Raw genomic sequence first — 18,481 nt, forward strand, 5'->3', positions numbered from 1 at the left:
GCCGGCGCCGGGATCCGCGGGGCGGGCGCCCGCCGGTGCGGCAGGTGACAGCGCGGCGGCGGCTCCCGCGACGGCGGACAGCACGACGAGACGGCCGGGCCAACTTCGGCCCCGCTGGGCGGGTTTTCGATGGGTCCGATGAGAGACCAAGGCGGACGCACTCCTTCCGTTACGGCGCGGTGAATCTAGCCGCACCGGCAGGAAGGATCCACGCACCGCGCGCGGCGCGGTAGCCCGGAGAAATGTGCGGACCCCGCCGATCGACGCAGGTCAACGGCGGGGTCGGGGATCATTCCGGCGAGTTCGCTTTCACCCGGACGAACTACCTTGTCCTGGCGGCGAGATGACACGCGTGCTGCCGGAGTGGCCCGTGTTTCCGGGGAGTCGGCGACATCGGCGCGACTCCCCGGAGACGGGACGTGACGACGTACCAGAGGTACGGAAGAACAGAAGGGCGGGCGAGGATGCCGCGGTACGCCGGGCGACTCCCGGCGGCGGGATCCGGAGCCGGAGTCAGCCGATCCGCACGCCGAACTGGAACGGCATGTTGTTGATCGACTCGTAGCGCACACCGGCGCCCGGCTTCGGCGCGTGCAGCACCTGTCCGTTGCCGGCGTAGAAGCCGACGTGGTGCTGGTCGCCGTAGAAGATGACGAGGTCGCCGGGGGCGAGCTGGCCACGGCCCACCTGCGTACCGGCGCCTGCCTGCGCCTGGGAGGTACGGGGCAGCGAGACACCGGCCTGCTGGTAGGCCCAGGAGGTGAGGCCGGAGCAGTCGAAGGAGCTGGGACCGGTGGCGCCCCAGACGTACGGCGAGCCGATCTTGCTCTTGGCGGCGGAGAGCGCAGCCGCGGCACGCTGCGAAGCGGAAGCGTCGCTGCCGAGGTCCACGCGGGAAGCGGAAGCACGGTCGGCTCTCGCCTGCTTGGCGGCCAGACGCGCACGGTCGTCCGCGGTAAGGGAGTTGAGAAGCCCGCGGGCCTTCGACAGCTTCTGCTGGATGGCCTTCTTCTTCTCGCCGAGCTCCTTGCGGGTGTCGGCGAGATCCTCCAGCTTGGCCGAGGCCTCCTGACGCTGCTGCGCCAGATTGCGCTGCTTGCTCTGGATCTTCTTCAGCGCCTCGGCCTGCTTGCTGCTCAACTGATCGAGCGTGGAGGCCTTGTCGAGGTAGCTGTCCGGGTCCGAGGAGAGGAAGAGCTGGACGGACGGGTCCACACCGCCGGTGCGGTACTGCGCGGTGGCCATCGAACCGAGGCCGTTGCGCATGTCGTTGAGGTCGTCCTGCCCGCGCGCCACGCTGTCCTGGAGGTTGCCGACCTCCTTCTCCAGCTTGTCCTGCTTCTCCTTGGCGCCGTTGTACTTCTCGGTCGCGCCTTCGGCGTCCTCGTAGAGCTTGTCGACCTTCTCCTTGACCTCCTTCTGGGAAGCCTTGGGTTCGGCCTGTGCCGCCTGGGTGGTGAGGGCGACGGCCGCCGCGGCGGTTGCCGTGAGCACGGTAACGCGGCGAGTACGGCTGGGCTGCTTGGGTCGACGGTGGGACGCCACTGGGGCGAGCTCCTTCTTCCTCAGCCGCCTGCCGGACTGACACTCCGGCTCCACGTCACCGTTGGGCGAGGCTCCGTGGAACGAGGCGGTCCTCCGCCGCCGCCCCGGATGGACGGCCAACCTTGCGGAGGTTCGGGGCCAGACATTAGCCACGGGTATTCGTGGGATCAAATCACTCTGAGAAAAAATACTGCCCACAACCGGATTCTTTACCCGGATCGCACACTGAGCGATGAGGGTGTCACGCAGGGGTGCGAATCAAGGGCCCGCAGCGGGGAGTTGGAGAGCGCCGCCGACCGCCTCCCCGGTTCGCCTCCGCGCTCCGTCCGCAGACCCCACCGATGACATTCGCGCAGTTCAGCGGGGGTCACCGGCACGCGGCGCAGCCGTCCGCTTCCGCCACCGCCCGTACGGAACAGGGAAGTTGGGGCCGTACGGAAGAGACCGCCCCGAGCACGGAAGAGGGATTGGTCACGTTGCGCCCGACGGGCCCGCGGGGGCTCAGCGGAATCAGACGCCCGCGCACAATCGCGTCGGCACGGCACAACTCACGGCTGTGAACTGCACGTTCCGCACACGTACCGGTCCGCGCGGCGCCGCGTCCGCCCGTCCACCGTCCCGGCCGTGCACCCGCCGCACACCCCGCCTACGCCAACAGCCCCCGCGCGGGCCTACGTACGCCCCAGCCGCCGCAGCAGCAGCGCGGAGGAGACCGGGCGGGCACCGGCCGCCGCGCAGCCGTCGGCGACCTCGCGGTCGGAGGAGACGACGACGACCGCGCGCCCCGGCGGCTCCGCCCGTACCAACTGGCGGATCAACTCGTCGGCGGTCTGGCCCGGTTTGCTGAAGAGCACCCGCACCCCGCGCGGCGGCGCCAGCAGCACGGGCGCCGCCAGCTCCGCGCCGTCGAAGACGCAGGTCACCTCCGCGCCCGACTGGGCGGCGAGACCGGCCAGTCCGCCCAGCAGCCGCAGCCGCTGCTTGTCCAACGGCATCGTGGGATAGCCGGTCTTGGTGACGTTGTAGCCGTCCACGACCAGATGCGACTGGGGCAGTGCGAGGAGCTGGTCGAGAAGTTCCGGATCGGTCTCCGACAGGGCGCGTGCCGCGACGTCACGCGGCGTCATGCGTCCCGGCTCGACGGCGTCGACCGCGTCGGCGGGACGGCTCGTCGTCGGCGGCAGCGCCAACTCGCGGCGCAGGCCCTGCGCTGCGTCCAGCACGCTGTCCAACAGCAGCCGCACTCGCATGTCCTGCATGCTGCGGCCCTCGCGCGCGGCCTTGCGGCCCGCCTCCAGGGCGGATTCCGCTTCGGCGAGTCGGGTGCGCAGCCGGCGGCTCTCGCTCTCCGCCGCGGACTTCTCCGCGGCCGCCGTGGAGCGCAGCTCCTCCACGTCCTCCCGCAGTCTGCGGGTCTCGGCCTTGCCGCGCTGCACGTCGCTCTGTGCGCTGCGCAGCTTCCGCCGGGTGGACTCCAGCTCCTTGCGCAGCGCGTCCAGTTCGCCGCGTCCGCGCTCGCCCTCCGTACGCGCGGCGGCGCGGGCCTCGGCCAACTCGGCGCGCAGCCTGGCCAGTTCGCGCTGGGCCTCCTCCCCCGCCCGTTCGGCCTGTGCGCGCTGGGCCTCCTCGCCGGCCGCCGCGACGAGCTTCGCCCAGTCGACGGGACGCAGTACGTACGCGACGGCCGCGACGTCGACCGGGTCCGCGGCGGGCGGCGGCGTGCCCGACGCCAGGGCCTCGGTCAGCTCGGGGAACCGTTCGCGCAACTGCTCGGCGATCCGCTCGCGGAAGGCGGGCTCGCCCTCCAGCGCCGCCGCCATCGCGTTCGCCCCGAACTTGGTACGGCGCTGCGGTGTGAAGCGCGCGTACTGCCGCAGCGGGGCGGGCAGTTCGGCCACGGTCAGGCCGCCGAGCGCGTCCCCGGTGAGGGAGACGACCCGGCGGCGCACCTTCTCCGGCAGGGGCCCTTCGAGGGGCTCGGGCCCGCCGTGCGGCTCCGGCCCGGCGCCCGGCACCGACGGCTCACGCTCCGGGCCGCCGTCAGTCCCATCCACCACCGTTCACCCCTGCCGTTTCTCAGACCTGAGCGCCCGGGCGGTCCACCAGCTCGACCTGGTCGGCGGCGTCACACCACCGGCAGCGCACGGATTCGATGCTCTCACTGAGCACCTCCTGCTCCTCGATCCGCGGCTCGCCGGCCAGGTCCAGGTGGACGTACTCGACGACCTTGCTGGAGCGCGTCACGTCGAAGCGCGTCAGATTGCCGCAGAGTGAGCAGCGCCAACGGGTACCGGCCGTGGGCTTGGGGACCGTCATGGTCTCGACCTCATTCCTTCGAGCGTTCACGGGCTTCGGCGCGGTGGGGCCGCCTGTGGGTGCGGTAACCGGACGGAAGCGCGACATCGCTTGCCGTAACCCTAAGACCTGCCGCACACCGCGTGTCCCGAGGAGCCTGCCCCGTGGCCGAGCCGTCATGAACCGCACTGCGCCGAAGCTTCCCGCCGTGACCTGTGCGCTCATCCTCCTGTGCACCGTGATCTTCCTCACCGGCCCGGCGTCCGGCTTCCTGCCGGGGTACGGGACCGGCGCCGACCTGCGCCGCACGCAGATCGAGTACTTCCAGCACTGGGGCGTCGTACCGCGGACGCTGTGGAGCGGCGCCCTGCGCTCCTACGTCACCCCGCTCACCGCGCTGTTCCTGCACGCGGACTGGCTGCATCTGCTGGGCAACCTCCTCTTCCTGCACGTCTTCGGCGGCGCCGTGGAACTGCGTACGGGCCGCTTCCGCTTCGCCGTCCTGTATCTGGGCGCGGGCTGTCTCGCCATGCTCGGCTACGCGGTGGCCTACCACCAGTCGGCGGAGCCGCTGGTCGGAGCGTCGGGCGCCGTCTCGGCCGTGCTGGGGGCCTTTCTGTACCTGTATCCGACGGCGCGGGTCACCAGCCTCTTCCCGTTCCTGTACTTCGTGCCGCTGCGTTTCCCCGCCTGGCTCGTGCTGGTCTTCTGGCTCTCGCTCCAGTGGATCGCCGCGCGCGACGGCGGCGGCGGACCCGGCGTGGCCTACCTCGCGCACGTCGTCGGCTTCACCCTCGGCTTCCTCTACGCCTGGGCGCGTTTCCGCCGATTCCGTACGGCTACAGTGGGCACGCCCGCTCCGGCGACCCAGGGAGAGTCGACACCGTGATCACCTCGATCGTGCTCCTCAAGACCAGCCCCGACCGCATCCCCGAGATCGCGGAGCAGATCGCCGCGCTCGAGGGCGTGAGCGAGGTCTACTCGGTCACCGGTGCGCACGATCTGATCGCCATGGTGCGGGTGGCCCGGCACGACGACCTGGCGGACGTCATCCCCGGGCGGATCAGCAAGGTGCCGGGCGTGCTCTCCACGGAGACGCACATCGCCTTCCGCACCTACTCGCAGCACGACCTGGAGTCGGCGTTCGCCATCGGGCTGGACGCCTGACCCCTCTTGCCCGTCTCCCCCGCTGCCGACTCCCGTACGGAGACCCGTACTTGAGGAGCCGCCCCGTCAACCGCGGTGCGGGGCGGGCGCGTTACGCGGACGGCTCCCCTAGGCGGCGGGTTACGCGGCGGGTTTACGCGGAGGGCTCCGGGACGCACCGCCCGTCCTGGGTGACGTAGCGCCAGCGGGCTCCGTCGCGGACCAGTTCGCGCACCGCCCGCAGGAAGCGCTCCACATGCTCGTCCGGCGTCCCCGCGCCGATGCTCACCCGTACCGCGTTCAGCGAACCGCCCTCGGGGGCGCCGCACTCACCGGACGCGCCCCTTCCGGCGCCCAGCAGGGCCGCGAGCAGCGGGTGGGCGCAGAACAGACCGTCGCGTACGCCGATGCCGTACTCGGCGGAGAGGGCCGCCGCCAGGTGTGAGCTGTTCCAGCCCTCGACGACGAACGAGACGACGCCGACGCGGTGTCGGGCGGCGGCACCGGCGGCGTCCTCCGCGTTCCCGGAGCGCCCGGCGTCCGTACCGTCCCCGGCTGCGTCGCCGTCCGCGCCGAAGAGCGAGAGCACCCGCACCTGCGGAAGCTCCCCCAGCCCGGCCAGCAGCCGCTCGGTCAACCGCCGTTCCCGCGCGGCCACATCGTCGAAGCCCGCCTCGGTCAGCGCGCGGCACGCGGAGGCGAGGGCGTACGCGCCGATCACGTTCGGCGACCCGGCCTCGTGCCGCGCGGGCCCGCTCTGCCACTCCACCTCGACGCCGCCGTCCGCGCTCCGCGCGACCGTGCGGCTCGCGCCGCCCCCGGCCAGATACGGTTCCGCGGCGTGCAGCCAGTCGGTGCGTCCGGCCAGCACACCGGCGCCGAACGGTGCGTAGAGCTTGTGACCGCTGAACGCCACCCAGTCCACGTCCAGTTCACCGATGTCCACGGGGCGGTGCGGCACGAGCTGCGCCGCGTCCAGCACGATGCGGGCACCGTGCCGGTGCGCGGCCCGCGCCAGTCGCCGTACGGGCCAGACCTCGCCGGTGACGTTCGACGCCCCCGTCACACACACCAGCTTCGGGCCCTCGGGCGCCTCGGCGAGGGCGCGTTCCAGCGTCGCGACGGCCTGCTCCGGGGAGCGCGGCGCGTCCAGATGGACGGTCCGCAGACCGGGGCCGCGCCAGGGCAGCAGCGACGCGTGGTGCTCGGTCTCGAAGACGAACACGCGGGTGCCCGAAGGCAGCGCCGACGCCAGCAGGTTGAGGGAGTCGGTGGTGGAGCGGGTGAAGAGCACCTCGTCGTCCTCACGGCAGCCGAGGAAGCGCGCGACGGCGGCCCGGCTCTCCTCGAAGACGGCGGTCGAACGCTGGGAGAGATAGCCGGCGCCGCGGTGGACGCTGCCGTAGTACGGGGCGTAGGCGGCGACGTCGTCCCAGACGCTGCGCAGCACCGGCGCGCTCGCGGCGTAGTCCAGTGCGGCGTACGGGAGTTCGCCGCCGGTGACGAGCGGGGCGCGGACGTCGAGGCCCAGCACGGGGAGCGGTCCGGGGGCGGCCGGGGCCGACGCGGAGGACGCGGAGGAGACGGCGGCCTCCGACGACGGGAACGGGACCGCGACCGGGTCCGCGGACGACGGCGCGGACGACGCCGGAGTGGACGTACCGGAGGCGGCGGACGAAACGAGCAGGCTCATGCGATGACTCCCTCTCAACACCGGGGATCCCCAGGCGAAGAGGGATCCGTGCTTGCCGCACGACCCTGCTGTCGTACGGCCCGGTCATCACCCGGGGCACCCCACCACGGAAGGAGGGTTGCCGGACAGCGGGCCGGGGCCTTGATCGCTGTCGCTCGTGACCTGGCCGGAAGTATGGCACAGCGTGCCGCGGCCCTCATCCCGCCGTCCGTATCGCGGACACGGCAGCGGAACGACGGGACGGAAGCGGGACTGAAGCCGGACGGAGGACGGCCGTCACGCGGAGTTGACGGGAGACGTGTACGGGACCGGCGGAAGGCGCGCGGGCCGGAGACGGACCGCGCGCCTCACCGACGCCCGGTGCGGCAGCGCCAACCGCGCCCCGTCACAGGTGACTTGCCGCCACCCAGCGCTCCAGCGCGGCCCGTGCCGCCCCGCTGTCGACGGACTCGGCGGCCCGCTCCATGGCCGCACCGATCTGCTGCGGCAGCGGCGCGTCCGAGAGGTCGAGGGCGACGAGCGCCGCGGCGGAGTTGAGCAGCACGGCGTCCCGTACCGGACCGTGCTCGCCGTCCAGCAGCCGGCGGGCCACATCGGCGTTGTACGCGGCGTCCGCGCCCCGCAGCGCCTCGACCGGCACGATCTCCAGACCCACGTCGCGCGGGTCGAAGGACTCTTGCCGTACCGCACCGTCCCGTACGACCCACACCGTCGAGGTGGCGGTGGTCGTCAACTCGTCCAGTCCGTCGTCGCCGCGGAAGACGAGGGCGGAGGAGCCGCGTTCGGCCAGCACCCCCGCCATGATCGGCGCCATACGGGCGTTGGCGACGCCGGTGGCCTGTGCCCGCACCCGGGCCGGGTTCGTCAGCGGGCCGAGGAAGTTGAACGAGGTGGGGATGCCCAACTCGCCCCGCGCGTTGGCCACATGGCGCAGCGCCGGGTGGAACTTCACGGCGAAGCAGAAGGTGATCCCCGCCTGTGAGGCGACCTCGACGACGCGCTCCGGGCTCAACTCCAGGTTGACGCCCAGCTTCTCCAGTACGTCGGTCGCGCCGCTCGCGCTCGACGCCGCGCGGTTGCCGTGCTTGACGACCTTCGCGCCGCATCCGGCGACCACGATCGCGGACATCGTGGAGATGTTGACCGTATGCGCCCTGTCGCCGCCGGTGCCGACGATGTCGACCGTCGGGCCGGGCACCTCGATCACGTTGGCGTGCTCGTACATCGTCCGTACGAGACCCGAGATCTCCTGGACGGTCTCGCCCTTGGCGCGCAACGCGACCGCGAAGCCCGCGATCTGGGCGTCGGTCGCCTCGCCGCGCATGATGCGGTCCATGGCCCAGGCCGTGGCGTCGGCGCCGAGATCCTCACCGGCGAGCAGCGACGTCAGGACGTCGGGCCAGGTGTGAAGACCCCCGGTGGGAGAGCCGGCAGACGGAACGGCGCTCATGATCCCTCCTGAAGGTCCTCGGTTCGGCGGGTCCGCACGCCGACGGCCACGGCCCGCAGCGGCACAACTGCCGTGCGGGCGTGCGGAAGTACGGCGTGGGGGAAGCGGCCGGCCACCCGGGCACGGCCGCGCACCACCCTAGCGGCACAGGGCCCCGGCCAGGACATCCGTCCGGAAGCGGGTCGGCGGAACCCCGGCCGCGCCCGCGTCCGTACCCGTACACACGCGAGGGGCCGGGCTCCCGTTCGGGAAGCCCGGCCCCTCGTGCGTGACGACGCGGAACTCAGTGGTGGCCGTGGCCGCTGGTGAGTTGCTCCGTGTACTCCTCGGAGGTCGGCTTCGGGATCTGCGCCTGCTCGCCGTAGTAGCCCCGCGAGAGCCGGGCCCGCAGCTTCTGCCCGCGGCTGACCTTCCGCTGGACGCCGTTCTCGTCCACCTCGGGACCGGCCTCGTACGGCTTGTGCTGGTCGTGCGCGGTGAGCGTGTGGAGCTGCTCCTGCGAGAGCTGCTGGTGCACCTCGATGAACTCACCGTGCGGGAGCCGCTTGATGATGCCGGACTCCCGACCGTGCAGCACCTTGTCCCGGTCGCGGCGCTGAAGTCCCAGACACACGCGGCGGGTGATGAAGAAGACGACCACCGGCACGACGAAGAAGGCGATCCGCACGAACCATGTGATCGCGTTGATCGACAGGTCGAAGTGCGTGGCGACCAGGTCGTTGCCGCCGCCGATCAGCATCACCGTGTACCAGGCGATCCAGGCCGCGCCGAAGGACGTACGCGTCGGGGCGTTGCGCGGACGGTCCGCGATGTGGTGCTCGCGTTTGTCGCCCGTGACCCACGACTCGATGAACGGATAGACGGCGATCGCCGCCAGCACCAGTGGGAAGACCATCAATGGGATGAAGACGCCCATCACGATCGTGTGGCCCCACAGATGGATCTCCCAGCCGGGCATGATCCGGATCAAGCCCTCGGAGAAGCCCATGTACCAGTCGGGCTGCGCGTTGGTCGACACCTGATCGGGCCGGTACGGGCCCAGCGCCCAGATCGGGTTGACGGTGAAGGCCGCGGCGATCGCCGAGATGACGCCGAAGACGAGGAAGAAGAAGCCTCCCGCCTTGGCCATGTAGACCGGCAGCAGCGGCATGCCGACCACGTTCTTGTTCGTACGGCCGGGACCGGCGAACTGCGTGTGCTTGTGGTAGAAGACCAGGATCAGGTGGGCGACGAGCAGGCCCAGCATGATCCCCGGCAGCAGCAGCACGTGGATCGAGAAGAACCGCGCGACGAAGTCGTGCCCGGGGAACTCTCCGCCGAAGAGGAACATCGCCCCGTACGTACCGATGATCGGCATGGAGAGGATCGCGCCCTCCATGAACCGCACGCCGGTGCCCGAGAGCAAGTCGTCCGGCAGGGAGTAGCCGGTGAAGCCGGTGAACATGCCCAGCACGAACAGCAGGAAGCCGAACAGCCAGTTGATCTCGCGCGGCTTGCGGAACGCGCCGGTGAAGAAGACGCGCATCATGTGCACGAACATCGCGCCGAGGAAGATCAGCGCCGCCCAGTGGTGGATCTGCCGTACGAGCAGACCGCCGCGCACGTCGAAGCTGATGTCCAGCGTGGAGGCGAAGGCCTCCGACATCCGCACGCCCTGCATCGGCACGTAACTGCCGTGGTATTCCACCTCGTTCATCGACGGGTGGAAGAACAGCGTCAGATAGACACCGGTCAGGATGATGATGATGAAGCTGTAGAGCGCGACCTCACCCAGCATGAAGGACCAGTGGTCCGGGAAGATCTTGCGCATGTTGGCCTTGGCCAGGCTGTAGACACCCAGCCGGCCGTCGGCCCAGTCCGCGACGCGCTCTCCGGCGGGTGCCTTGCGCTTCGGGGCGTTGGTCTCCGTTGCTGTACTCATGCTCGACGCTCCCAGTAGGCCGGGCCCACGGGTTCTTCGAAGTCGCCCTGCGCCTCGAGGAATCCGTCCTTGTTGACGCTGATCTTGAGCTGCGGCAGCGCGTGGCCGGCCGGGCCGAAGATCACTCGTGCACCGTCCGACAGGTCGAAGGTCGACTGGTGGCACGGGCACAGGACGTGGTGCGTCTGCTGCTCGTAGAGGCTCACGGGGCAGCCGACGTGTGTGCAGATCTTGGAGTAGGCCACGATCCCCTCGTGGGACCAGTCCAGCTCCCGCTTGTCCTTGATGTCGTCGGGCTCGAGACGTACCAGCATCAGGGCCGCCTTGGCGATCTGCTGCTGGAAGTCCTCGTCGTCCTCCTCCAGGCCCTCGGGCATGGCGAAGGTCAGCGAGCCGACGCCGATGTCCTCGGGGCGCAGCGGCTGTTGGGTGTTCTCGTTGACGAGCAGCTTGCCCTTGCTCCACAGCGTGTGCACCAGCTTGTCGCCGGGCAGCGGCCCGAGGTCGCGCAGCAGCACGACGCCGGAGAGCGGTACGAGGGCCAGCGCGCCGAACATGGTCTTGCGGATCAGCGAACGGCGCCCGAGAGCGGACTCCTTGGCACCCTGGGCGAAGTCCTCCATGACCTTCGCCTTGGTGTCGGGCTCGGCGGAGATCGCGTGCCGCTCGTCGACCAGCTCGTGGTCGGACATCAGCGTGCGGGCCCAGTGGACGGCGCCGGCGCCGATGCAGAAGAGCGCGACGCCGAGGGTCATGCCCAGCGCGAAGTTCAGCGCGCCGATACGGCCGGCGGGCCAGACGTAGATGATCTTGTCGACCGGCACGAGCACGAAGCTCGCGATGAAGCCCAGGGTCGCCAGCATCGACGCGGTGAAGAGCATGGCCACGACGCGCTCGGAGCGCTTGGCTGCACGCTCGTCGATGTCCTGGATCCGGGGCTCGTGCGGCGGCAGACCGGGGTCGGCGAACGGATCGTCCGCGACGGCTACCGCACCGTGACCGTTTTCCTGCTCACTCGGCAGGTGCTTCTCTGACACGTTCTCGTGTGATGTCTCGCTCATGACTTCTTGGCCTTTGCCGTGCGAGCCGCGACCCAGATGGCGACGAGGATGAGGACGCCGAGACCGAAGATCCAGGCGAACAGGCCCTCGACGACGGGGCCGATGCCGCCCAGCTTGTAACCGCCGGGGCTGTCGGACTCCTTGCTGTTCACCGTCTTCAGATAGGCGGCGATGTCGCGCTTCTCCTGCTCCGGCATCACCTTGTCCGGGAAGGACGGCATGTTCTGCGGGCCGGTCTGCATGGCCTCGTAGACGTGCTTGGGGTCGACGTCGCTGAGGCTCGGCGCGTACTTGCCGTGCGTCAGGGCGCCGCCCTCACCCGTGAAGTTGTGACACTGGGCGCAGTTGCTACGGAAGAGCTGGCCGCCGTTGGCGATGTCGGCGCCGCTCGGGTCGTACTGGCTCTTGGTCGGCTTGATCGGACCGGAGCCCAGCGAAGCGACGTACGCGGCCAGTTGGTCGACCTCGTGCTCGCTGTAGACCTTCTTCTTCTTCGGCACCTGGGCGCCCGGCTGCTGCGCCGGCATGCGGCCCGTACCGACCTGGAAGTCCACGGCGGCGGAGCCCACGCCCACGAGGCTGGGACCGTCGCTGGTGCCCTGCCCGCCGGTTCCGTGGCAGCTTGAACAGCCGACGTCATAGAGCCTCTTGCCCTCCTCGATGGCGAGGGACTGGCTCGACGACTGGTCGGCCTTCGCTTCACCGGCGGGAGCGAACGCGGCGTGCAGCCCCCCGGTGGCCGCCAGCGCGAAGATGAGAACGACGAGCGCCGCCAGCGGATGGCGCCGTCGTGCGGAGAGCTTTTTCACGGATTACCCCGGTGTCAGGATCTTCTGCGTCGATGCTTCTGCTTGGGTCTGTCACTGTCCGGTCCGCACTCGCGCGCGTACCGGCGCCCGATCACTACTTGATCAGGTAGATCGTGGCGAAGAGGCCGATCCAGACGACATCGACGAAGTGCCAGTAGTAGGACACGACGATGGCCGCAGTGGCCTGCTGATGGGTGAAGCGCTTGGCCGCGTACGTCCTGCCGAGCAGGAGCAGGAACGCGATCAGGCCACCCGTGACGTGCATCCCGTGGAAGCCGGTGGTCAGGTAGAACACCGATCCGTAGGGATCCGAGGAGAGCGAGATGCCGTCCTTCTCCACCAGCTCCGTGTACTCGAAGATCTGGCCGCCGATGAAGATCGCGCCCATGACGAACGTGATGACGAACCAGCTCCGTAGCTTCTTCACGTCACCGCGCTCGGCGGCGAAGACGCCGAGCTGACAGGTGAGCGAAGAGAGCACCAGGATCGTGGTGTTCGCCGCCGAGAAGGGCACGTTCAGCGCGTCGGCGTGTTCCTTCCAGAAGTCCGCACCCGTCACGGACCGCAGGGTGAAGTACATCGCGAAGAGGGCCGCGAAGAACATCAGCTCGGAACTCAGCCAGATGATGGTTCCGACGCTGGTGAGGTTCGGCCTGTTGACCGACGGGTGCGCGTGCCCGGTTTCTACTGCAGTTGCTGTCGCCACGCCGACATTATGTCGGTCGCTCATACGGCCCTTACTGCCGGGGTGCCGTTCGGTGTGTCCGGGAGGTGTTTCCGGCCTCCCCGGGGCCTCTTCCCCCGGTGTACGGGCCGCTGTTGACAAGGCGTGCAAGGGAGTAACATCCGCGCTGCGGCTCCTTGCCGCGTACGCGATCACTTGTGAGACGTCCAGCGGAGGAACGATGCAGCCGACCGCCACGGTGCTGGTCTACAGCGACGACGCCAACACCCGCGAGCAGGTCCGGCTGGCCGCCGGCCGCCGTCCCGCCGCCGACGTGCCGCCCGTCGAGTACGTGGAGTGCGCGACGCTGCCCGCGCTCCTCTCCACGCTGGAGAAGCACCGCATCGACGTGTGTGTGCTGGACGGGGAGACGGCACCGGCCGGCGGCATGGGAGTGTGCCGGCAGATCAAGGACGAGATCTTCGACTGCCCGCCCGTGCTGCTGCTCATCGGACGTCCCCAGGACGCCTGGCTGGCGTCCTGGAGCCGTGCGGAGGCCGCCGTCTCACACCCCATCGACCCCGTGGCGCTAGCGGGCGCCCTGGCGGGGCTGCTGCGGGAGAACGACGGCTCGGCCGTGCAGGCCCAGCCCCTGTAAGGCGGGTCCTGCCCATCGGAGCGTGAACGCCCGGCCGTGCACGCGGCTTTGGGCGCTCCGCATCGCCTCCGCATCGCCTCCTTCCGGGGCCCGGCGAGCCCCGCTCCGGCGACCCGGATCTCCGAGCCCCGGGTCGCTGCGTTCCGTTCGCCTACCGGCACCCGCCGACGTGCCGGACGGTCCCTGCTGACGGGCCGCGGGCGGCGGCCCGTCGCGGTCACACCTGCGGGCGCAGCCGGCTCACGCCCGTCGCCGTGCCTGCGGCCTCCTGGTCCTGGGTGCCGCGCAGCAGTGCGCTGCCCTGCTTCCACTTCTCCCAGCCCAGGTTCCAGTCGCCGAACCCGTTGCCGAAGGGCGCCATCTTGTCCCCGTCGGAGTTGACGTACTTCACGGGGACACCCGCCCGCACATGCTCGAAGAACCACTCGGCGTTCTCCGTGCTCATGCCGGTGCAGCCGTGGCTGCTGTTGGACACCCCGTGCGAGCCGGACGACCAGGGGGCGGCGTGCACGTACTCACCGCTCCAGGTCAGCCGTGTCGCCCAGTGGACGCCGAGGTCGTATGACTCGCCCCCGCCGATGCCGACGCTGCCGCTGCGCATCCGTACGAAGGACTCCCGGCCGAGGACGACCTTCGTGCCGTTGCGGGTCTCGAAACCGGCCTTGCCGGTGGTGATCGGGATCTCCTTGACGACCTTGCCGTTCTTGCTGAACTTCATCGACAGTCCCGAGGCGTCGGCCAGGGCCTCCACCCGGTCGCCGGTCTTCAGCTTGACGGGCTTGGCCTTGTCCCCGTAGAGGCCCTTGCGCACCTTCAGACCCGACAGACGGGAGCGGACGCTGACCGTGGAGTGCGCGGGCCAGTACTCCTTCGGGCGGTAGTGCAGCTCCTTGCTGTCCACCCAGTGCCACGAACCCTCCACGTGCGGGCTGGACTTGACGATGAGAGCGCCCTCGACGAGCTTGCGCTCCTTCGCGCTCTTGATCTTGTGGCTCAGCTCGGCGGTGATGGGCTGACCCACGCCGTACGTACCGCTGTCGGGTCCGAAGGTGACGCCGAGCCGCTTGGCGTGAGCGGGCTTGGTCTGGAAGTTGAGCGTCCGGCGCCCCTGCTCCCCGGAGCCGTTCTCGGTGCTGATGCGGACGGTGTAACGCACGCCCGCCGCGAGGTCCGAGGTGCTGCGCCAGCGGGTGCCGTCCTCGGACAGCTTGCCGCTGAGGAAGCGCCCCGCGGTGTCGACGGCGGTGACGTCGGCTATTCGTCCCTCGTCCGACTTGGCGGTCACTTCGAGGGGCTTGGAGGGGTCCACGACGGCCCCCTCCTCGCCCGCGCTGACGGATATCTGGTTGCTCGCGTCGTACGGGGCTCCCGCGAGGGGGTTGCCGCCGCTGCCGACGCTGCAGGCGGAGAGTCCGGCGGCCAGGGGCGCGAGGGTCAGGGCACAGCCGGCGGTGATCCGGCGCTTCATCCTGTTCGAAGAGTGATTCATAGGCCCAAGGTAGGAAGCGTCCCGTTCCGGGGCCTGTTGGGCGCATGCAAACGGGTCGGCTCCCGGTGATCACCGGGAGCCGACCCGTTTGCATGCGCCCAACAGGCCCCGGAACGGGACGCTTCCTACCTTGGGCCTATGAATCACTCTTCGAACAGGATGAAGCGCCGGATCACCGCCGGCTGTGCCCTGANGGACTGCCTATGCCTGGAGGCTCACTGGGTGCGATTCTCGCCGTGGTAGTACTCGAAGACCCAGCCGAAGAGGCCGACGAAGAGCAGCGGCGCCGAGACGAACACCAGCCACCAGCCGAAGGCCACGCCCAGGAAGCCGAAGGCGGCACCGAGGCCGAGGGCGAGCGGCTGCCAACTGTGCGGGCTGAAGAACCCGACCTCGCCGGCGTCGTCCGCTACTTCGGCTTCCTTGTTGTCCTGCGCGCCGGCGTCGACGCGGCGGGCCGTGAAGGCGAGGTAGTAGCCGATCATCACGGCCAGGCCGAAGGCGAGGAACAGCCCCGTGGTGCCCACCGGCTCCTTGGACCAGGCGCCGTAGACGATCGCCGTGGCCAGCAGGAAGACGGCCAGGCCGAGGAACATCTTGCCCTGGATCTTCACTTCGAGTCCTCCTTACCGCCGCCGACGAGCGTCCGCTCGCCCGCGGCCTGCTGCTCGCCGAGCTGGTCGAGAGCGGCGACCTCCGGGTAGTGCAGGTCGAACGCCGGGGACTCGGAGCGGATGCGCGGGAGCTGGAGGAAGTTGTGCCGCGGGGGCGGGCAGCTCGTCGCCCACTCGAGAGAGCGGCCGTAGCCCCACGGGTCGTCGACCTCGACCTTCTTGCCGTACTTGGCCGTCTTCCAGATGTTGTAGAGGAACGGCAGGACGGAGAGGCCGAGCACGAACGAGCTGATCGTGGAGACCGTGTTCAGCGCGGTGAAGCCGTCCGCGGCCAGGTAGTCCGCGTACCGGCGGGGCATGCCCTCGGCGCCGAGCCAGTGCTGGACGAGGAAGGTGCCGTGGAAGCCGGTGAAGAGCGTCCAGAAGGTGATCTTGCCGAGACGCTCGTCGAGGATCTTCCCGGTGAACTTCGGCCACCAGAAGTGGAAGCCCGCGAACATCGCGAAGACGACCGTCCCGAAGACCACGTAGTGGAAGTGCGCCACGACGAAGTACGAGTCGGAGACGTGGAAGTCCATCGGGGGCGAGGCCAGGATGACGCCGGTCAGACCGCCGAAGAGGAAGGTGACCAGGAAGCCGACCGCCCAGAGCATCGGTGTCTCGAAGGACAGCGAGCCCTTCCACATCGTGCCGATCCAGTTGAAGAACTTCACGCCTGTCGGCACCGCGATCAGGAACGTCATGAAGGCGAAGAACGGGAGCAGCACCCCGCCCGTGACGTACATGTGGTGGGCCCAGACCGTCACCGAGAGGCCGGCGATCGCGATCGTCGCGCCGATGAGGCTGATGTAGCCGAACATCGGCTTGCGGCTGAAGACCGGGATGATCTCGGAGATGATGCCGAAGAACGGCAGCGCGATGATGTAGACCTCTGGATGCCCGAAGAACCAGAACAAGTGCTGCCACAGCAACGCACCGCCGTTGGCGGCGTCGAAGACGTGCGCACCGAACTTCCGGTCGGCCTCCAGCGCGAAGAGCGCGGCGGCGAGCACCGGGAAGGCCAGCAGCACCAGCACACCGGTGAGCAGCACGTTCCAGGTGAAGATCGGCATCCGGAACATCGTCATGCCGGGTGCCCGCATGCAGATGATCGTCGTGATGAAGTTGACGGAGCCGAGGATGGTGCCGAAGCCGGAGAGCGCCAGGCCCATGATCCACAGGTCGGCGCCGATGCCGGGCGAGCGGATCGCGTCCGAGAGCGGCGAGTAGGCGAACCAGCCGAAGTCCGCGGCGCCGGACGGCGTGAAGAAGCCACCGACGGCGATGAGCGAACCGAAGAGGTAGAACCAGTACGCCAGCATGTTCAACCGCGGGAAGGCCACATCGGGCGAGCCGATCTGGAGCGGCATGATCCAGTTCGCGAAGCCGGCGAACAGCGGGGTGGCGAACATCAGCAGCATGATCGTGCCGTGCATCGTGAACGCCTGGTTGAACTGCTCGCTCGACATGATCTGGATGCCCGGCCGTGCGAGCTCGGCGCGCATGAAGAGCGCCATGATGCCGCCGACGATGAAGAAGGCGAAGGACGTGACGAAGTACAGCGTCCCGATCTTCTTGTGGTCGGTGGTGGTGGCCCAGTCGACCACCATGGCTCCGGGCGTCTTCTGCCGTACGGGCGGTGCTGCCTCAGCCGTCTCGGCGGCACCCTTGGATTCGTTGAGGATGCTCACGGGTTATTCGTCTCCGCATTCCTGGCGTCGCCGGTGGTGGCGGTGCCCGCCGGGATGTAGCCGGTCTGGCCCTTCTCGGCAAGGTCCTTCAGGTGCTTCTGGTAGCGCTCCGGGGAGACGATCTTCACGTTGAAGAGCATCCGGGCGTGGTCGACGCCGCACAGTTCGGCGCACTTGCCCATGTAGGTGCCCTCCTTGGTGGGGGTCACCTCGAAGCGGTTCACATGACCGGGCAGGACGTCCTGCTTCATCAGGAACGGCACCGGCCAGAAGGAGTGGATGACGTCGCGGGAGGTGAGGATGAACTGCACCGTCTCGCCCTTGGGGAGCCACAGCGTGGGGCCCGGGTTGTCCGTCTGCGGATTGCGCTCGGCCGGCGTCCCGACGGTGTAGACGCCCTCGGCGCCCTTGGGGAAGCTCGTCCTCATCCGGTCCGGGATGGCGGAGAGTTCCTTGTCGTCGGCGTTGTCGGTGGAGGCCTTGCCGTCCACGTCCTCGATGTAGTTGAAGCCCCAGCTCCACTGGAAGCCCACGACGTTGACGACGTGGTCCGGCTTCTTCGTCGTCGCCAGGAGCTTGGTCTCGTCCCGTGCGGTGAAGAAGAACAGCACCGAGACGATGATGATCGGGACGACCGTGTACAGGGCCTCGATCGGCATGTTGTACCGGGTCTGCGGAGGAACCTCGACCTTGGTCCTGGAGCGCCGGTGGAAGACGACGCTCCACAGGATCAGGCCCCACACCAGGACGCCCACGGCGAGCGCCGCCGCCCACGAGCCCTGCCACAGGGACAGGATCCGCGGAGCCTCGTCCGTCACCGGGGTGGGCATGCCGAGGCGGGGGAAGTCCTTGTAGGTGCAACCGGAGGCGGTCACCAGGACCAGACCCGCGGCGAGCGCCTGGTGCAGCCTTCGCCGCATGGGGCGCCGCGACATGGGGGTACCGCCCACGCCCTTCGGGCGGTGGGGGAGGTCGGAGCCGTTGGGACTCACGTAGCGCCTTCCCGAGAGTCTCGCCCGCCCGATACCGGCTCGGCCTTTTGCTGGTCGGGCACGGGCCCTGGCGCGGGCAGGGTTTGGATGTTTATGCGGGGCAAACCTTACTGGACCTCTCTCAGGGCCTTGCTGGGAGGGTCCCCAACGCGTCGTCCGCCGCTCAACAGCCGCCCGCCGGGGCCCTGTCGGGCACTTGCGCGCCGTGTGGGAGAAGCGCGTTAGCGTTCCCGTGTGCCCTACTTCGACGCCGCGTCCTCCGTACCGCTGCACCCCGTCGCCCGCGACGCCCTGACGGCCGCGCTGGACGAGGGCTGGGCCGATCCCGCGCGGCTGCACCGCGAGGGGCGGCGGGCGCGGATGCTGCTGGACGCCGCGCGCGAGACGGCGGCGGACGCCGTCGGGTGCCGACCC

Annotated in this window: 16 protein-coding genes, 1 pseudogene and 1 riboswitch; of the genes and pseudogenes, 4 read left to right on the forward strand and 13 right to left on the reverse strand. The window is 69.6% G+C overall.

Translation table 11 applies throughout. The features are described 5' to 3' along the window. Positions 1-513 precede the first annotated feature (513 nt). From AN218_RS20265 to AN218_RS20275, 3 genes are all read right to left on the reverse strand, one after another. Positions 514-1,545, reverse strand: coding sequence for a C40 family peptidase (locus AN218_RS20265; protein WP_070018317.1), 1,032 nt, complete (start codon positions 1,543-1,545; stop codon positions 514-516). Between the two features lie 671 nt (positions 1,546-2,216). Beyond that, positions 2,217-3,560 (reverse strand): NYN domain-containing protein, encoded by a 1,344-nt coding sequence (locus AN218_RS20270; protein WP_070018318.1) that lies wholly within the window; start codon positions 3,558-3,560, stop codon positions 2,217-2,219. A 61-nt stretch (positions 3,561-3,621) separates the two neighbouring features. Further along, positions 3,622-3,861, reverse strand: a complete 240-nt coding sequence (locus AN218_RS20275) for a hypothetical protein (RefSeq protein ID WP_070018319.1) — start codon at positions 3,859-3,861, stop codon at positions 3,622-3,624. Positions 3,862-4,018: 157 nt separating this feature from the next. Between AN218_RS20275 and AN218_RS20280 the strand changes: the two genes are divergently transcribed. Together AN218_RS20280 and AN218_RS20285 are read left to right on the forward strand one after the other, a co-directional pair. Continuing rightward, complete coding sequence (locus AN218_RS20280) at positions 4,019-4,729, forward strand: rhomboid family intramembrane serine protease (RefSeq protein WP_079132379.1); 711 nt, start codon at positions 4,019-4,021, stop codon at positions 4,727-4,729. Further along, a complete protein-coding gene (locus AN218_RS20285; RefSeq protein WP_070018320.1) occupies positions 4,726-5,007 on the forward strand; it encodes an Lrp/AsnC family transcriptional regulator in 282 nt (93 codons plus the stop codon). The genes AN218_RS20280 and AN218_RS20285 overlap by 4 nt, the downstream gene beginning before the upstream one ends. Before the next feature lie 133 nt (positions 5,008-5,140). On the opposite strand, the gene AN218_RS20290 is transcribed toward AN218_RS20285, so the two are convergent. The 6 genes from AN218_RS20290 to ctaE form a co-directional block, all read right to left on the reverse strand. Next, positions 5,141-6,679, reverse strand: coding sequence for an aminotransferase class V-fold PLP-dependent enzyme (locus AN218_RS20290; RefSeq protein WP_070018321.1), 1,539 nt, complete (start codon positions 6,677-6,679; stop codon positions 5,141-5,143). Between the two features lie 43 nt (positions 6,680-6,722). Then, positions 6,723-6,842: riboswitch (SAM riboswitch) on the reverse strand. A 222-nt stretch (positions 6,843-7,064) separates the two neighbouring features. Continuing rightward, on the reverse strand, positions 7,065-8,129 hold the full coding sequence (trpD, locus tag AN218_RS20295; protein ID WP_070018322.1) for an anthranilate phosphoribosyltransferase: 1,065 nt from the start codon (positions 8,127-8,129) through the stop codon (positions 7,065-7,067). Between the two features lie 283 nt (positions 8,130-8,412). After that, positions 8,413-10,050 carry a cytochrome bc1 complex cytochrome b subunit gene (gene qcrB, locus AN218_RS20300; RefSeq protein ID WP_070018323.1) on the reverse strand — a complete coding sequence of 546 codons (1,638 nt, stop codon included), beginning with the start codon at positions 10,048-10,050 and terminating at the stop codon, positions 8,413-8,415. Continuing rightward, a complete protein-coding gene (qcrA, locus tag AN218_RS20305) occupies positions 10,047-11,111 on the reverse strand; it encodes a cytochrome bc1 complex Rieske iron-sulfur subunit (protein WP_070018324.1) in 1,065 nt (354 codons plus the stop codon). The genes qcrB and qcrA overlap by 4 nt, the downstream gene beginning before the upstream one ends. Then, positions 11,108-11,920 carry a cytochrome bc1 complex diheme cytochrome c subunit gene (gene qcrC / locus AN218_RS20310; RefSeq protein WP_070018325.1) on the reverse strand — a complete coding sequence of 271 codons (813 nt, stop codon included), beginning with the start codon at positions 11,918-11,920 and terminating at the stop codon, positions 11,108-11,110. Before qcrC ends, qcrA begins: the two co-directional genes overlap by 4 nt. Before the next feature lie 94 nt (positions 11,921-12,014). Beyond that, positions 12,015-12,626, reverse strand: a complete 612-nt coding sequence (gene ctaE / locus AN218_RS20315) for an aa3-type cytochrome oxidase subunit III (RefSeq protein ID WP_244900553.1) — start codon at positions 12,624-12,626, stop codon at positions 12,015-12,017. Between the two features lie 199 nt (positions 12,627-12,825). Between ctaE and AN218_RS20320 the strand changes: the two genes are divergently transcribed. Further along, positions 12,826-13,242 carry a hypothetical protein gene (locus AN218_RS20320; RefSeq protein WP_070018327.1) on the forward strand — a complete coding sequence of 139 codons (417 nt, stop codon included), beginning with the start codon at positions 12,826-12,828 and terminating at the stop codon, positions 13,240-13,242. A 217-nt stretch (positions 13,243-13,459) separates the two neighbouring features. Here the strand turns inward: AN218_RS20320 and AN218_RS20325 are convergent, their stop codons facing one another. The 4 genes from AN218_RS20325 to ctaC form a co-directional block, all read right to left on the reverse strand. Then, on the reverse strand, positions 13,460-14,731 hold the full coding sequence (locus AN218_RS20325; protein ID WP_070018328.1) for a L,D-transpeptidase: 1,272 nt from the start codon (positions 14,729-14,731) through the stop codon (positions 13,460-13,462). A gap of 215 nt (positions 14,732-14,946) precedes the next feature. Further along, positions 14,947-15,345: a cytochrome c oxidase subunit 4 gene (locus AN218_RS20330; RefSeq protein ID WP_070018329.1), complete on the reverse strand. Its 399-nt coding sequence runs from the start codon at positions 15,343-15,345 to the stop codon at positions 14,947-14,949. Beyond that, positions 15,342-17,075 carry an aa3-type cytochrome oxidase subunit I gene (gene ctaD, locus AN218_RS20335; RefSeq protein WP_070018330.1) on the reverse strand — a complete coding sequence of 578 codons (1,734 nt, stop codon included), beginning with the start codon at positions 17,073-17,075 and terminating at the stop codon, positions 15,342-15,344. The genes AN218_RS20330 and ctaD overlap by 4 nt, the downstream gene beginning before the upstream one ends. Then, positions 17,072-18,067 (reverse strand): aa3-type cytochrome oxidase subunit II, encoded by a 996-nt coding sequence (gene ctaC, locus AN218_RS20340; RefSeq protein ID WP_420855995.1) that lies wholly within the window; start codon positions 18,065-18,067, stop codon positions 17,072-17,074. The genes ctaD and ctaC overlap by 4 nt, the downstream gene beginning before the upstream one ends. A 234-nt stretch (positions 18,068-18,301) precedes the next feature. On the opposite strand from ctaC, the pseudogene AN218_RS38345 reads away from it, so the two are divergent. Continuing rightward, positions 18,302-18,481: pseudogene (locus AN218_RS38345) on the forward strand (cysteine desulfurase); the annotation flags it as partial.

This window comes from Streptomyces nanshensis (genome assembly GCF_001751255.1).
Taxonomy (GTDB): Bacteria; Actinomycetota; Actinomycetes; order Streptomycetales; family Streptomycetaceae; genus Streptomyces; species Streptomyces nanshensis_A.